Origin of the sequence: Sinomicrobium kalidii (assembly GCF_021183825.1) — a bacterium.
GTDB classification, from domain to species: Bacteria; Bacteroidota; Bacteroidia; order Flavobacteriales; family Flavobacteriaceae; genus Sinomicrobium; species Sinomicrobium kalidii.
Map to the genome: position 1 here is coordinate 4,265,533 of NZ_CP089211.1, position 17,021 is coordinate 4,282,553.

The window sequence follows — 17,021 nt, forward strand, 5'->3', positions numbered from 1 at the left end:
AAAAGACAAAATAAAAACCGCGGGACAGAGTTACATAAATCTATAACCTAACCTAATTTAATGTATCTTGGAAGTTTCCAATTATTCCGTTATCATTAGTACTGTTTTTACCGGTTTTCTGGGCAGTGTATTGTATTTCTATAAAGAGTATGACTTTAAAGACAATAAACATATATTGTTTGCTATTCTTACTATTACTTCAATTTTATTGATCGACAGAACGGAGAATCTATACCTTCAAAAAGACTTTTTTGGAAGCCCTCTTATCCATTTCCTTCAGGGGCTGCGGTTCGCTTTTATATTTCCTGTATTTATCTATCTGTTTATAGCTAATATTGTGAAAAGAGATCCGGGGAAAAACCGTGTTTTATTGTTTATTCCTTTTGTTTTTTTTACAACATTAAGTATCATTTTTAAATTGCACAATGACGTTTATGTTGAAACTACCCGACTTAAATTCACCTATCTGTATTGGTTTGAGAATATGACATTATTAATATTCTCGTCCTATCTTTTCTACAGGATTACCAACATAATTAAGGCAGAGAAAGCCCGGAATACTTTAAAACTTGACGAAGGCTGGTTAAATCAGATCAAAGGGGTCAGTTATGTATTAACACTATTGTTTATTTGCTTTAATTGTTATAAATTGATCTTTGATTTTAAAGTCGAATGGTTTTCCAATATTCTAAAATTATCCACCTCCGTTTATTTTTTCTGGCTTTGTTTCAGAGGGGTTTCAGAACTGAGAATTAAGGAAGAAAGACATGAAATTACCCGAAAACTGAAATCTGCTTCAAATGACTCCATAAAGCAGTTTTTTTCTGAACCAGGTAGAACCAGCAGGGGAAATGAACAGGAATATTTAAAAGAAATTGACCATTTACTGAATTCAGATAAGGTATATCGAAAGTCGGATTTGAGCAGAGAACTTTTTGCCGAAAGGATCGGGATTAGCCCGGGATACTTATCTGAAATCATAAATACCAATTATAATCAAAACTTTAGCAGTCTAATTAATAGTTACCGGATCAAAGAAGCTATGGCATTATTACAGGATCCGGAATTTTCAAAATACAGTATTGTTTCCGTTGCTTATGAAGTTGGCTTTAATTCCAAGTCGGCCTTTTATAAAGCATTTAAAAAGGAAACGGGAACTACACCTTCTGACTACCTGTCACAACCCATGAAAAAAGTGGTGACTGATACAAGTTTCTGATGAAATCATATGTCCTCCGCTAATTATGATACCCGTGGTAAAGATATAGGGCACCATAAGACCAGTGTGGACCTTTTTGTCCCGGATAATTTAATCTGTCCATCATTAATGCCACATATGGAAACGGATATCCTTCAGGTAATTGCACTATATTCGGCCATACCCTGGTTCCTGAGGTTTGATCCCAGGGAGGGAGGTCAATTTTCAAATTCCCTGCGGGCTCAAGATCAGGATAGGTATATATATAGATCTTCCGTTCGGAACTACCGGAGAAACAATATCGCGTATTTCCGATGCTCTGGATTGAGGTCCCGGTGGAATTGTATTTAACGGGCCCGGCGATGGGTTTATAATTCTTATTCCACTCATTGGATTCTAACATAATCGCCTTGTAACCCTCCTGGTTTTCGCAGGCGAGCATCCGCCATTTATTGGCTTCCGGATCGAATATTATATGAGGGTCTTCAATATCTCCTACCATTCCGAAAGGAACAGCTTTCATAATAGAGAAACCAAACCTGGGGTCTCTTTTACTTTCAATAGCCAATAACTGTTTTTTTTCCTTCCCGGGATTGGCATAGGCACTAAAACCCGTTGTTATTCCCCGCCAAATATTGTTATCCCTATCGTAAAAAATATGTGAAGCTATTTCATTTCGCAATAAGCCATCATTACGGTCAAACAAGATGACGCCTTCCAGTTTAACATCAAACACCGAAGGGTTCATACTGAACACTCCCTGTATATGATGAGGCAATCCCCGTCCGCGAATAGACATGGTATACCAAAGTCTCCCCTGTTCTAATAAGGGATCTCCATTCTCATAAGTGATCGCCCTGATGTCGGCTAAACCTATTCCCGTGCTAAATAGCATTCCAACCTTCTTTATTTGAACTTCTCCATTATTTAATTGTACGAAAAGCTGAGATTGAAAGTTTTGTAAATAATATTTTTTACGTAAATCGATATACGAATTAAAATCTGCCTGCCCAATCACTTTGGGTAGTCCTTTATCCTGCAAAAATAAAGTGCATCCACTACCCAACATCTGGAGAATGATCCTGCCTTTCACTTTCGCTGTTTTCTCAACATTTACGGCAATCGATTTGTCTGCGATCACCCCCTTCTTATTAACTATCCTGAGGTTTACTCCGGTAAGTGTAGAATCGCGGAACCCGATTTTGATAAAAAACTGCTCTTTATCAGCAGCATCAGAAAATTTAAAACCCAAACTTCCCTCTCCCCGGACAGAAGATAAATCTATCTCATAAGTAGCAAAAGGATTGAACCCTCCGAACCATATACCTGTTTCAGTCTTTTTCCCGGATTTAATAACCAGTTTGTTATTATTAAGGCTCACATTAGAACGCGTGTTCAAATAATGCTTTGTAGGGTGCATAACAGAAATACCCACCATATTTTCAGGTTCAAGTGTTGCTAGTTTAAGGGACTGATCTTCATTGAACACCATTCTTTGTACACCTTGTCTTACAAAATTTATTTTATCGGGGGAAACTTCCTGGCATAGACCGACAGGACTTACCAAAAAAGTGAACATTAAGCATATAGAAGTGTGACGAAGGATTTTCATAAGCAGGTGAGGTTGTGATAATAATATAAAAGGCGTTAGATAAAACACGATCGGACCTTATATCTGATAAGGTATTTGATTTATGCTAAAATAATTAAAACATCCGGAATTCAGGATGCCCCTGATTTTTACTGTGGAAAATCCTTTGATAAAGCTAACAAACTTCCTGTGAATGAAGGTGAGTGATCAAATAATTACTTTATTCATTCCTATGCCATTTTTAGTACATGACAAAATTTATCAGCTAAGACTTAAGACCGCAAGACATACGATATATGACTTTAAATATAGCTGTAAATGCTACCAAAATACAATGTTTCAAACGAAACAATCTATAAATAAGGTAGCTAAAACCAGTTGATGATTTCAGCATTAATGGACAGTTTGGCAGCTATTTAGTCCTCCGTCCTACATCTTGAAGTCTTAAGTCAAAAGGAACGGCCCTGTTTAACATCCCCTTACGCACAAAGATGTCCTGATTTATAGAGTTTCGACAAATCGGAACTCTTAATTGTACTGCAAAGCATTGATTTGTATCCGGATAATGGAGACCGGTTTTCGGTCCTTTAAAAAAGGATACTTTCAATGACATATTACCATAAACTTTTTACAAAGCCTGAAAAAGGAGGGATGTTTTTGTTACTCCTCTTGGTATACATTTCTTCTTTTGCACAAAACAAAACTATTCAGGCTTATATTGAAGAAGGTCTGAACAATAATATTGCTTTACAGAATAAAGAATTAAACCTGAAAGAAGCACATTACCGTTTAGAAGTAGCTAAAGGGATGTTCTATCCCACACTTGCCTTTAAAAGCGACTACACCTATAGTTCCGGGGGGAGGGCATTTACATTTCCTATAGGCGATATGCTTAACCCCGTTTATAATTCGTTAAATGAACTAACGCAATCCAATGACTTTCAGAATATACCCAATGCGTCTTTTAATTTAAACGCTAATGATTTTTATAATCACAGGCTTTCCCTGACCGTTCCGCTTATAGATAAGGAAATATTTATACAGAAGAAATTAAGGAAGGAAAGTATCTCCCGGCAAGAGGCAGAAGTACTTGTCTATAAAAGAAAATTAGTGAGGGATATTAAGGAGGCTTATTACAATATCATAAAAGCGGATCATCAAATAAAAACACTTCAACAGGCAGATACACTCCTTCGGGATAACTACAAAAACACGTTATCAAAGGTAAAGAACGGTACGGTCCTTAAAGGTAAAGCGCTGCAAATACACACCCAGATAAATGATAACAGTACGGCGCTCGAAAAAGCACAAAACGATTTTGAGAATGCCTGTGCCTATTTGAATTTCCTTACCAACCGGCCCTTGACCAGGACCATCCGCATGGATACCAGCGGATTTTCATATACTTCTGACAATACATTATTCCGGGAATACAGCATTTCCAACAGGCCGGAACTGCAATCTTTACAAAGTCAGATTGCGCAAGCCGAATACGATATAAAAATCAACAAATCGGCATTCCTTCCAACGATCCATACTTCTCTTGATCTGGGGTATCAAAACAGCTATTTCAAATTTGAACCCGAAGACCAGTATTTACAGGGAATGGTTTCTTTAAAATGGGATCTGTTTACAGGATTTCGCAATAAAAATAATGTGCGTATAAGCCAGGTAAAAGTTGAGCAGCTACAAAATGAACTTTCCCAGGCCGAAAAACAATACCAGCTAGATATAAAAAATGTACTGCGTGATCTGGAAAGCGCAGCAACCAAACTGGAAAACACCCGGCAAAATGTAGAAGATCTCAAAAAATATTACAGGGAAGTAAAGGCTCGCTATGACCAGGGGATTGTGCTTTTAATTGAACTGAACGATGCTTTTCAGCAATTGATTGATCAGCAATTAGGGCATGAACAAGCAAAAACTGATGTGTTGTTCAAACAAGCGGCTCTTGAACAAATAACCGCATCCTATCCATTTTAATTATAAAAAACATTCTCCATGAAAATATTTAAAATCATATTCTGCTCAAGTCTGTTAAGCGTGGTTTTATCGTGTCAAGATCAGAAAAAACCTACTTCTGAAACCGAAGTTATTCCTATAAAAACTACTAAAGTAGTTACAAAAAACTATGCATCCCCCATTTTATCAAGCGGTGTTATTTCCTCTGAAGTAGAAACGAACCTCTCTTTTAAGACGGCGGGATATATAGATGGGTTATATGCAAAGGAAGGGGAAGCCATAAAAAAGGGACAATTGCTGGCTACTATTAACCCGACAGAAATTAATGCCCGATTGGCGACTGCAAAAAGTGATTACGAAATGGCAGCACATGATTTTGAAAGAATAAAAAACCTTTATGAAGAAGGCGCGGCGACCCGGGAAGAATTCGATCAGAAAAAGGCCAACCTGAACAGTAACCTGCAACACTATAACATTGCAAAATTCAACCGGAAATACACCTCCGTTTATGCCAATACTTCGGGTACTGTGATGAACAGGTTTGTGAATGAAGGCGAATTTGTTTCGGCGGGAACTTCAGTTTACCGGATAAGTTCAACAGATAAAAGCGATTGGGTTATAGAGCTCGGCATTTCAGATAAAGACTGGACAAAAGTTAAGGTTGGTGACACCGCTACAGTTACCATAGATGCTTATAAACAGGTAGCATTTAAAGCATTTGTTTCGGAAGTGGGCAGTGCGGCAGATCCTTCTACCGGAACTTTCAAGATCAAGTTAAAAATTGACCCCGGTCATCATAAACTTGTCAGTGGTTTGGTCGCTTCCGTTAAAATATTCCCTTCTCAAACCACAAAACTACAGTTTATCCCCAGTATTTCCCTTACGGAAGCTAACGGCTATGACGGTAGTGTTTATATCCCTAAAGGAGATAAAAAAACAGTTGAAAAACGAAAAGTAAAAATTGCCTTTATCGATAAACACCAGGTTGCTATATCCGCCGGCCTTGAAGATGCCGGAGAAGTGGTGACAGACGGGGCTTCCTACCTCAGTCCCGATGCCCGGATAATTATAAAAAACAGTAATCCATAATTCCTGAGTTCAATGAAAATAGTTGATTTTTCAGTTAAAAACTATCAGTTCACCATTATTATCTGTTTGCTTGCGGGCTGCTTAGGATTGAATTCTTTCTTAAATATGCCCAGGGGTGAAGACCCGGTGATCAATTCTCCGTCCTTTTCCATTACTGCCATTTATCCCGGTACGAGCCCGCAGGATATGGAAAAACTCATTGTAAAACCTTTGGAAGAAAAAATAAATGGTTTGGACGATGTTCAAAAAATAACATCCGATATCAATGACGGGGTGTCAAAGACTTCAGTGAAATTTGAATACGGAGTAAATGTTGATGAAAAGTACAACGAAGTCATACGGGAGGTAAACAGCTCAAGAGATCAGTTGCCTGACGACTTACAGGAACTTAAAATTAACAGATCAGACCCATCAAATGTAAATACGTATCAAATTGCCCTGGTCAGTGAAACGGCTTCCTATAAAGAATTGTATGACCGGGGCGATGCATTGAAAACGCAAATAGAAAAAGTCGGGGCCGTTAAACGGGTTGAGTTACTGGCTTATCCTTCGCAACAGATTCAAGTAAATATTAACCCCGTAAAGCTGGCAGAAAATACTATTTCTGTAGACCAGATCACGGAAGCTATTAGCGGGGAAGCTGCAAACCTTCCGGCAGGAAGCCTGCATTCCGGCGATAAAAAATATAATGTACAGACCAGCGGAGATTACCAGGACCTGAACGAAATCAGGAATACGATTATAAGCGCTTCGGGGAGCAATATTTTGTTTCTTAAAGATATAGCTACCGTTCGGTCCGGGTATGAAAAGGAGAACTACTTAGGCCGTTACAATGGTAAGCGATGTATATACATAGCCGTAAGCGAAAAGCGCAGGACCAATATTATAAAGGATTATGATAAAATTGCTCCTATTATAGCTGATTTTTCGAAAACCCTGCCCGGCCATATCACATTAGAAAATAATTTTATTCAGGCAAATGATGTAAAACACCGGCTAGACCATTTCTTCAGGGACTTTGCCATCGCTATTATTTTGGTCATTTTCACCTTAACACCGCTTGGCTGGCGGGCATCGTTGGTGGTGATGATCTCCATTCCCCTTTCCATAGCCATCGGCCTTTTTCTTTTGGATTTTTTAGGATATACCATTAACCAGTTGACTATTGTAGGCTTGATCGTAGCGCTGGGCATACTGGTTGACGATAGTATCGTGGTCATTGAAAATATTGAACGTTATTTAAGAAACGGGTATTCCCCGTATAAGGCCGCTATTGAAGCCACCCATCAAATCGGGGTGGCAATCTTAGGGTGTACCGCTATTCTTATCGTGTCTTTTATGCCTTTGGTGTTTTTACCGGATACCTCGGGAGAATTTATAAGAAGTATGCCCATGGCCGTCATTACTACGGTATTGGCTTCCCTCTTCGTATCGCTGACTATAGTTCCGTTTTTAGCCAGTTTATTATTGAAAAAACATGAACATGAAGGGGGAAATCTTATTTTAAGAAAGCTGCAAAAGGGCATCAATAAAGTTTATAGCCCCATCTTACACCTTGCATTATCACGCCCATACGCTACTATTTTAATTGCTGTAGCTCTATTTGCCGGAAGTATTGCCCTGGTGAATGTGGTTGGGTTCAGCCTTTTTCCCAAGTCTGAAAAGCCCATGTTCCTGATCAATATAGAAACCCCTTTAGGAACCAACCTCTATAAAACAGAAGAGATCACCGGAAATATCGAAAGTGAAGTTTTAAAAGACAAAAGGATAAAAGCCGTCCATACGAATATCGGGAAAGGAAACCCGAGGATCTATTATAACGTGGACACCCACGAAACCGCTGAAAATTTTGCCCAGTTATTTATCCGTACAGCGGTAATGGATTTTGAAGAGCTGGAAGCCACCATTGAAAAGTTCAGGGGGAAATTTAACAATTATCCCGGGGCCAGAATTGAAGTCAAACAATTTGAACAAGGCCCCGGCGTAGAAGCTCCCATAGCCATAAGGATATTCGGGGACAATCTGGATTCCCTGCGGGTGTATTCGGAAAAAGTTGAAAATGTCATTAAGCAAACGGAAGGCATAATTTATCCGAACAACTTACTGCAGACGTACCAGACAGATTTAAAGATAGCTATCAATAAGGACAAAGCCGCTTTACTGGGAATACCCGTAAACACGATAGACAGGATGGTCCGGATGGCCATAAGCGGCCTTGATGTCGCGGATTATAAAGATGAAAAAGGAGACAATTACAAAATCAACCTTTCCATTATGGATGCTAACAGAACTCCCGATCCGGATATTCTTAAGGAACTATATATAAAAACGCCTTCTAATGAGAGTGTCCCTTTAAATCACCTGGCAGATCTGGAATACAAAACTTCTGTTCCCCTGATTAAACGTTATGATAAAAACAGGTATGCATTAGTAACCAGCAATGTAAAGAACGGTTATAATATTCAGGAAGTAACCCACGAAATACTTGAAAAAATCCAACAGATAGATCTCCCGGAAGGGTATCGTTTTATGGCCGCCGGAGAATTGGAAAGCAGCCAGGAAAGCTTTGCAGGCATTGGGACCATCATCCTGATCACCGTTTTTGGTTTTATCGCCATTTTAATACTGGAATTCGGAACTTTTAAAAGTACGCTTATCGTATTATCTGTTATTCCATTGGGAATAGTAGGCGCTGTAGGCATATTATTTATTACCGGGAACACCCTTTCGTTTATGGCTACCATAGGCATAATAGCCTTAGCCGGAATAGAAGTTAAAAACTCCATTCTGTTGGTCGATTTTACCAACCAGCTCAGAGAACAGGGAATGGGCATTGACGAGGCTATCGAACTTGCAGGAGAAACCCGTTTTCTCCCTATTATTTTAACCTCGTGTACCGCCATATTGGGGCTTTCGCCCCTGGTACTGGAAAACTCCCCTTTTTATTCCCCGTTAGCCTGGGTTATTATAGGCGGGCTTATTAGTTCCACCATACTGACAAGGTTAGTCACTCCGGTGGTTTATAAGCTAATTGCCCCTGCTGTCACTTTACATAAAACATCCGATAAAAATTAAGATTTAAATCCGATAACCATAATTCAAAGAAATATGAAAAAGATCTTTTTTATAGTATTACTCTCATCGGCGTCTGTTTATGCCCAGGAATCTAATGATTCGGTTAAAAAAAAAGTGGCCAAAGAAATTACAGATAAATTCCCAAGTACTCGGTTTTTAGATGTGCAGTATGAGCAATTTACCCCTACTGATTATACTTCGGAATTAGAGAATACAGATTTGGAAGAAGGCACCATACAAAATCAAAAACGTATTAAGGTAGCTTTAAATGTTCCCATCATAAAAAAGAAAAAATACGTCATTAGCGGTTCTCTGCGCTATAAATTTGATTCTTTCGAATTTTCGGATGTGGAAAACAAGTTAGATCCGGAAAACAGCTTGTTTCACGACGGGCAGGAGGACTTTCATTATTTCAGTACCGCCTTAAATTTTACTTATTTCTCTAAGTTATTTGGAAAAACATTTATCTATAACGGTTCCATTACCGCTGATGGTTCCGATAAAGGATATGAACGGATAAATGCCGTACTCATAGGAAGCCTAGTGCTCAAACGCACAGAACAGACAACAATAACTGCCGGCTTACTGGCACAGACCAAAAGGACATCCATATTTCCGGTGTTACCTGTTTTTTCTTATGAGCATAAATTTCAAAGTTCTCCCTGGACCCTGGATGTAGTATTGCCCAAACATGCCTATTTCCGAAGAACTTTATTTGGTCGTGATCGATTGTCACTCGGTTTGAATTTTGATGGAGAAGTGGTATTTGCCTATCCGAACCAACCGCGTTTCCACGATGATTATACATACAAACGGAATGAAATAAAAACCGGGTTCATATATGAATATAAATTGAGTAACAAAATTTTCGCCACATTCCAGGGCGGAGTTTCAACCATTTTCAGTGGGCAATTACGGGAAATAAACAAGGTTGATGAAATTATTACGACTACACAAAACATCAATGGTTATTTTAATGTCGGTATTTCGTTTAATCCGTTTTAGGGGGGCGGTATATGTCCTATTCAATCCGTTAATCACGAGGGAATTGAATTTTGCCAACCAAATGAAGAAGAAACACAAAAAAACGATAATATTTAACTAAAAAAGTTGATTTGGCTAAAATAAACTTAGGTTTGGATAAATATATTAACTATGCAACAATTATATTTACAGTAAGTTATTCTATTAAATAAAAAAAATGAGTTAAAGATCATTGAACCGAAAACGGATGCAGGCAATCATTCGAGTAGGGAGGACATAGCCCAGACAAAAAGAAAATGAATTTAAGAGTATGACCAAAATATCATTCAAAATCAACGGAGAAAAGGTGACCGTAAATGCTAAACCCGATACCCCTGTTTTATGGATCATAAGGGAGCATTTGGGGTTGACCGGAACAAAATATGGTTGCGGAAGATCTATTTGTGGCGCATGTACTGTTCATCTGGATGGGAACCCTGTTCGCGCATGTGTTACACCGCTTTCCTTAATTGAGGGAACGGATATTACCACCATTGAAGGATTGTCCGATGACGGTACCCATCCGTTGCAGGAGGCATGGATTGATGAACAAGTGCCCCAATGTGGTTACTGCCAATCCGGGCAGATCATGCAGGCTGCTGTTCTACTTAAAAAAAATAAAAACCCGAACAGGAAAGAAATAATTGATCATATGAATGGAAACCTGTGCCGATGTGGTGCTTATTTAAGAATATTAAAGGCCATAGAAGCTGTGGCCAAAAAAGATAATTATGAATGATCAGAACCCATTAGCCGAATCGGTAAATTCTCGACGCCAATTTTTAAAAAGTGCGGGAGGTGTTATTTTTTACTTTTCATTGCCATTTGGTCTGTCCTCAATTACTACTTCTTGTGTAGACGGAAGGAATCAAAAAGAACTTCCTAAGGGAAAAGGAATTAATATCTGGGTGGAGATCCATGAAAACGATATGCTGACATTTTTTAACCCGTCCAATGAAATGGGGCAGGGAAGCATGACAGCACTTGCCGTGATCATAGCGGAAGAATTGGATGCAGACTGGTCTAAGGTTCGTATTGAGGATTCACCTGTGAATGCAAATCTTTATGGCTCACCGGGAAGAAGGGGAAATAGTATGATGACCGTGGGCAGTAGAACTGTGAGTGGGTATTATGACAGCCTGAGGCAAGGAGGTGCACAAGCGAGGCAGGTGATACTTTCTAATGTGGCGGAACACTGGAAGGTACCTGTCAATGAGTTGATAACTGAACCTAATGTAGTGATACATCAAAAAACCAACAAGCGTATTTCATATGGTGATGTCGCAGCTTTTTTAAAACCTTTGGAGGAAATGCCGGAAGTACCGGCTGATCGGCTGAAAAAACCGGCCGATTTTAGATTGATCGGAAAAGTGGCCGAGCGTTTTGATATTCCGTCCAAGGTTGACGGTAGTGCCATGTTTGGCATTGATGTCCAGGTACCCGATATGGTCTACGGTGTTATTTCGCGATCACCGGTGCACGGTTCTGCGCCCGAGTTAATGAACGAGCAGGCCATTCTTGATATGGAAGGTGTCTTGAACATTGTTAAATTAGAACATGGGATAGGGATTGTGGCTTCGTCCATAGAACAAGCTTTGGAAGCGAAAGACCAATTGCAAATAACATGGAGTACGGGAGCAAAAGCTGAAAGCCATTCCAGTGAAGAAGCCTATGCGCAGTATGAGGAAATGGCATCCAATAGTGATGATGATGGAAATGTCATTTTAAATAAAGGCGGTTTTGAGGGAGCCTTTCGTAACGGTAGCAGGCGGTATACGAGTGATTATAAGAACGATTATATATGCCATGCCCAAATGGAACCCATGAATGCTGTTGTTTCTATTTCTGAGGACAATTCCAGTGCAGATGTTTGGGTGGGGACCCAAGGTCCTTCACGCGCTCAATCCACGGTGGCCGATATGTTGGGGATTGATAATTCCCGGGTGACCATCCATAGGCAATATTTAGGCGGGGGCTTTGGTAGAAAGGCGCATACGGATTGGATAGAAGAAACGGTTCGATTGGCCCAGGAAACCCGACGGCCCGTAAAATTGATATGGACCAGGGAGGATGACATCCAATATGGTATGTATCGCCCCATATCATTACAGCGGATGCAAGCGAGCGTTGATTCGTCAGGGAACATTACGGGCTGGCGCCATACTATAGTAGGTACAGGAGGAGGTCTCCTGGCATCAGGGGCGGTCCCCGGTTATTATACCTTTCCGAATCAACACATCAATGTGCATAATATCGATCACGGTGTTCGTACCAAACACTGGAGAAGTGTAGGACATGGCCCTAATAAATTTGCCATTGAAGCATTTATCGACGAACTGGCGGCTGATCAAAATACCGATCCTTTTGACTTTAGGATGCAATTGATGAAGGACCATCCGAGAGCGCAAAAAGTATTGCAAAAAGTTGCGGAAATGGCCCGTTGGAAAGCACCGGCCCCGCAAGGAAGGGGGAAGGGAATAGCCTTTGCCGAGCGTAGCGGATCACTGGCAGCATGTGTGTGCGAACTTTCAGTGGATAGGGAAAGTGGGGTCATAACAGTTCATAAGTTATGGGCATCCCTGGATGCAGGTGTGGTAGTGCAGCCCGATAATGCCATTGCACAAATTGAAGGTGGGCTGATAATGGGGATGAGTAGTGTGCTGAAAGAAAGTATTACTTTTAAAAATGGCAAGGTACAACAATCCAATTATCACGATTATCCCGTACTTCGAATGGCTGAGGTCCCTGAAAGTATTGAAGTGCGTATTATCCCCTCAACCGAACCACCTACGGGGATAGGGGAGTCGGGTATCCCGATAATTGGCGGTGCCATAGCAAATGCTTTCGCAAACTTAACGGGAAAAAGGATCAGGCATTTGCCTTTCACCCCTGATAAAGTGTTGCAACTATTGGCCGGGTAAATGTCTGACTGAGAATTGCTTTGATTTTCCCTCCATGTATGCGGCTTTGTTTTTTGATTTCAACGGAAAGAAAATATTACACGATTAAAGTTAACCCGGTCAATCTTAAGACTTCAAGACCTATGACATAAGACTAAAGCGTAGTTAAATTTTAAAATCACTTGTTTAGGTATTTTAAAGTCCTATGTCTTATCTCCTGCCGTCTTACGTCATAAATGATATTTTTTGTCATATACTACATTAAAAATGGAGTAGTGCAGAAAAAGGTGAAATCCGGAGCAAAAAGATCATTTTGTAGCCTCCCGATAATTATCGGGATGGAAAAAGTCAAGATGAGTTCTTAACCAGAGAATTGCCTGACCATTAATGATTCGGTTACAAGTACAATAGATTCTGTTACAAATAGAAACAGCCATCCGCTGAACTTTGCAGTGTAAATTTTTATTCATCTTAAAATCAGAAAAAATGGACACTAAAAAAGTTTGGTTTGTAACAGGAGCATCCAAAGGATTAGGCCTTGCCCTGGTAAAACAATTATTGAATGACGGTTATAAAGTAGCGGGCACTTCCAGATCGCTGGAACGCCTGGAAAAAGAAGTAGAGCCCTCGACAGATTTCCTTCCTTTAGAAGTCGATATCACAGACGAAGAAAGCGTAAGCAATGCCATTGATCAGGCTATAGAATCCTTTGGTGGTATTGATGTGGTTGTAAACAATGCGGGGTATGGCCAGTTAGGTACTTTAGAAGAATTGACCGATAGAGAATCCCGGCAAAATTTTGACGCCAATGTATTTGGTTCGTTGAATGTTATTAGACGTGTAATGCCCCATTTACGCAGTAAAAAGTCAGGGCATATAATTAATGTGTCTTCTATTGCAGGACTAACCGGTACATTCCCGGGCTGGGGGATCTATTGTGCTACAAAATTTGCGGTAGCAGGATTTACGGAAGCGTTGTCGGCAGAAATAAAAGAATTCGGCGTTTCGGCAACAGTGGTGTACCCCGGTTATTTCCGAACCAACTTTTTGGATAAAGGCTCGCTAAATCTTCCACAAAACCCGGTTGTCGCTTATACGGAAGCGAGAAACCTGGAAGCGGCGCATGTCAATGATATTAAAGGCAATCAGCCGGGTGATCCCGAAAAAGCAGCTCGTGTTTTTATTCAATTGGGCGAAAGCGAAAACCCGCCACTTCATTTTATTATGGGTGAAGATGCTTTCGGAAGGGCACATGATAAGATCGAAGTTTTGCAGAATGAATTAAGAGCAAACGAAGTGTTGAGTAAATCAACAACATTTGCAAACAGTAAGTAATAAAAAATCAAGTTCAGATCATTATGGAATTAAAAGGAAAAGTAGCTCTTGTCACGGGAGCATCAAGCGGAATAGGAGAAGAAGTAGCCAAAACACTTGCACAAAAAGGGACCAAAGTAGGACTGGCCGCCAGAAGAACCGGCAAATTACAAACGATCTTAAATGAAATTAAGGAAACCGGTGGCGATGGCACAGTGATTGAAATGGACGTGACCAACAAAGAAAGTGTAGCAACAGGAGCCGCTTTACTGAAAGAACAATTCGGCTCCATCGACATTTTAGTGAACAACGCAGGCCTGATGCCCGCATCAGACATCGATACATTCAAAACCGGCGAGTGGGAAACGATGGTAGATGTCAACATCAAAGGAGTCCTGAACGTAACGGCAGCAGTTTTGCCGGAATTGATCGGGCAAAAGTCCGGTCACGTCATCAACCTGTCTTCCATTGCAGGCCGTAAGTTGTTTAAAGGACTGGCCGTTTATTGCGGAACGAAATATTTTGTGTCCGCATTCTCAGACATTATGCGTATGGAGATCGGCAAGAAGCACAATATTCGTGTAACCAGTATACAGCCGGGGGCCGTAGCTACCGAATTGTTCGAACAGATTTCCGATAAAACGTATAAAGAAGGCATGGAAGGTTTACGTGAGCAAATCAGGTTTTTATCGCCGGAAGATATTGCCAACAGTATGATTTACGCTTTAGAAGCGCCGGAGCACGTAGATGTTTCGGAATTGTTTGTCTTACCTACCGATCAGGAATGGTAAAATAAGATACCAAAACTTCAGGGTCCCAACGATGTTTATCCTGAAGTTTTGGTATATTAGAATGATGTAACCGAACAAAAATCCAGCACGATTATGAAGATCAGCCTACAGTTTGACACCCTACAGGAGTTTCACGAGTTTAGCAATTTACCAAAGCCGGAACATCCGTTGATCAGTTTGGTGGACTATAGTTTAGTGAAGTATCCCCCGGAATATACCCATATCAAATGGGTGCAGAATTATTATTCGATAGGGCTTAAGAGAAATGTCAGTAAGAAATTCAATTACGGACAACAACCTTACGATTTTGGAGAGGGGATTTTGGCAATGGTGGCTCCGCAACAAGTTATTCAACTGGAGATCGATCCTTATGCAGAGACAGACCCATCCGGTTGGCTGTTGTTAATCCACCCCGATTTTATTTGGAATACATCGTTGGCCAAAGCCATAAAACAATACGATTTTTTTGGCTATGCGGTAAATGAAGTGTTGTTTTTATCTGAAAAAGAAGAAGCAGTAATCATCAATGTGATGAAAAACATTGAACGGGAGTATCACACCAATATCGATAAGTTCAGCCAAAACATCATCATTTCACAAATTGAAGTATTGCTCAATTATGCCGAACGCTTCTATGAACGTCAGTTTATTACCCGAAAAATATTAAATCACCAGATATTGGAACAACTGGAAACGCTTTTAAAGGATTATTTTAATAGCGAGAGTTTGATTGACCGTGGTTTGCCGACAGTACAGTTTATAGCGGAGTCCCTGAATGTATCCCCCAATTATTTGAGCAGTTTGCTTAAAGTATTAACAGGTCAAAGCACCCAGCAGCACATCCATAATAAGTTGATAGAAAAAGCCAAGGAAAAACTGTCCACCACCGGGTTATCTGTAAGCGAGATAGCATTTCAACTGGGTTTTGAACACTCGCAATCGTTCAGTAGGTTGTTTAAATCAAAAACAGAGCAATCGCCTTTACAGTTCAGGGCGGGGTTTAATTGATTGTCTTTTTACCATCCGTTTCATTATGTGGTTATGGAGTCAATATTTTTACTCAATTAAAAAACGCTATTTCAGATTTCACTACAACAATCATAGGTTTGGCTAAAAATGTCTTTTGAATATGGTCGATCTTTGTTACAAATAAATATTAGCAGACATATGGAACGAAACAAAATCGCATTAGTAACAGGAGGTAGCCGGGGTTTAGGTAAAGACATGGCGTTAAGGATTGCCGATAAGGGTATTGATGTGGTTCTTACTTATCACAACAATCAGGAAAAAGCTGAAGAAGTCGTAAAAGAAATTCAGTCCAAAGGGCAAAAAGCTATTGCTTGTCAATTGAACACGGCTAAAATTGACACTTTTGATGCGTTTATAGAGAAAGTTACTGCACATTTAAAGGAAAAAACCGGAAGCCCTAATTTTGATTTCTTGATTAACAATGCCGGGATAGGTATCAATAAACCTTTTTTAGAAACCACAGAAGACGAATTTGACTCATTGGTGAATATTCATTTCAAAGGCGTCTTTTTCCTCACACAAAAAGCGTTGAAATTCCTTAATGACGGAAGTAGCATTATCAATATTTCGAGTGGTCTGGCCAGGTTTACCGCGCCCGGGTATTCGGTGTATGCTTCAGCGAAGGCTGCCATTGAAAGCCTTACCCGTTATCAGGCCAAAGAATTGAGCGATAGACAAATAAGAGTGAACACAGTGGCTCCGGGAGCTGTGGCAACCGATTTTGCCGGGGGAGAAGTGAGGGATAATGAAAAATATAACAATTATGTTTCTTCGGCAACAGCATTGGGCCGCCCCGGTGTTCCTGAAGATATCGGTGGTGTGGTCGCATTTTTATGTACGGAAGATGCAGCCTGGATAAACGGTCAGCGGATTGAGGTTTCCGGAGGAATGAATCTTTAAAGATCAATGATTGTGAAAAAAGACTTGCCAATAGATGTAGGTTATCCTTCTCACCGTTGTCGCAGGATCTTCATTTGCGTGGACAACCCAAAAGATGGAGAAACTAATTGCCGGATAGTGCCGGGATTAACGAATTGAAAAATAAAAAA

Annotated in this window: 12 protein-coding genes; 11 read left to right on the forward strand and 1 reads right to left on the reverse strand. The window is 40.2% G+C overall.

All coding sequences use genetic code 11. The features are described from left to right. Nucleotides 1-484 precede the first annotated feature (484 nt). Nucleotides 485-1,219 (forward strand): helix-turn-helix domain-containing protein, encoded by a 735-nt coding sequence (locus LS482_RS17405; RefSeq protein ID WP_233028787.1) that lies wholly within the window; start codon nt 485-487, stop codon nt 1,217-1,219. Between the two features lie 19 nt (nt 1,220-1,238). Here LS482_RS17405 and LS482_RS17410 read toward each other — a convergent pair whose 3' ends face one another. Continuing rightward, a complete protein-coding gene (locus tag LS482_RS17410; protein WP_233028788.1) occupies nt 1,239-2,858 on the reverse strand; it encodes a hypothetical protein in 1,620 nt (539 codons plus the stop codon). 537 nt (nt 2,859-3,395) lie between these two features. Between LS482_RS17410 and LS482_RS17415 the strand changes: the two genes are divergently transcribed. The 10 genes from LS482_RS17415 to LS482_RS17460 all read left to right on the forward strand — a co-directional run bounded on the left by LS482_RS17415 (nt 3,396) and on the right by LS482_RS17460 (nt 16,872). Then, nucleotides 3,396-4,772 (forward strand): TolC family protein, encoded by a 1,377-nt coding sequence (locus LS482_RS17415; RefSeq protein WP_233028789.1) that lies wholly within the window; start codon nt 3,396-3,398, stop codon nt 4,770-4,772. A gap of 18 nt (nt 4,773-4,790) precedes the next feature. After that, entirely contained in the window at nt 4,791-5,840 is a 1,050-nt protein-coding gene (locus LS482_RS17420; protein WP_233028790.1) for an efflux RND transporter periplasmic adaptor subunit, read from the forward strand. A 12-nt stretch (nt 5,841-5,852) separates the two neighbouring features. Further along, the gene (locus tag LS482_RS17425; RefSeq protein ID WP_233028791.1) at nt 5,853-8,915 is read left to right on the forward strand and encodes an efflux RND transporter permease subunit; all 3,063 of its coding nucleotides are present in this window, start codon (nt 5,853-5,855) and stop codon (nt 8,913-8,915) included. A gap of 33 nt (nt 8,916-8,948) precedes the next feature. Beyond that, nucleotides 8,949-9,920 carry a DUF6268 family outer membrane beta-barrel protein gene (locus LS482_RS17430; protein ID WP_233028792.1) on the forward strand — a complete coding sequence of 324 codons (972 nt, stop codon included), beginning with the start codon at nt 8,949-8,951 and terminating at the stop codon, nt 9,918-9,920. A 289-nt stretch (nt 9,921-10,209) separates the two neighbouring features. Beyond that, complete coding sequence (locus LS482_RS17435; RefSeq protein WP_233028793.1) at nt 10,210-10,677, forward strand: (2Fe-2S)-binding protein; 468 nt, start codon at nt 10,210-10,212, stop codon at nt 10,675-10,677. After that, nucleotides 10,670-12,859 carry a xanthine dehydrogenase family protein molybdopterin-binding subunit gene (locus tag LS482_RS17440; protein ID WP_233028794.1) on the forward strand — a complete coding sequence of 730 codons (2,190 nt, stop codon included), beginning with the start codon at nt 10,670-10,672 and terminating at the stop codon, nt 12,857-12,859. The genes LS482_RS17435 and LS482_RS17440 overlap by 8 nt, the downstream gene beginning before the upstream one ends. A gap of 465 nt (nt 12,860-13,324) precedes the next feature. Beyond that, the gene (locus LS482_RS17445; protein WP_233028795.1) at nt 13,325-14,173 is read left to right on the forward strand and encodes an SDR family oxidoreductase; all 849 of its coding nucleotides are present in this window, start codon (nt 13,325-13,327) and stop codon (nt 14,171-14,173) included. A gap of 23 nt (nt 14,174-14,196) precedes the next feature. After that, nucleotides 14,197-14,943 carry an SDR family oxidoreductase gene (locus LS482_RS17450; RefSeq protein ID WP_233028796.1) on the forward strand — a complete coding sequence of 249 codons (747 nt, stop codon included), beginning with the start codon at nt 14,197-14,199 and terminating at the stop codon, nt 14,941-14,943. 93 nt (nt 14,944-15,036) lie between these two features. After that, complete coding sequence (locus tag LS482_RS17455) at nt 15,037-15,951, forward strand: helix-turn-helix domain-containing protein (RefSeq protein WP_233028797.1); 915 nt, start codon at nt 15,037-15,039, stop codon at nt 15,949-15,951. Nucleotides 15,952-16,110: 159 nt separating this feature from the next. Further along, nucleotides 16,111-16,872, forward strand: a complete 762-nt coding sequence (locus LS482_RS17460) for an SDR family NAD(P)-dependent oxidoreductase (RefSeq protein ID WP_233031851.1) — start codon at nt 16,111-16,113, stop codon at nt 16,870-16,872. Nucleotides 16,873-17,021 lie beyond the last annotated feature (149 nt).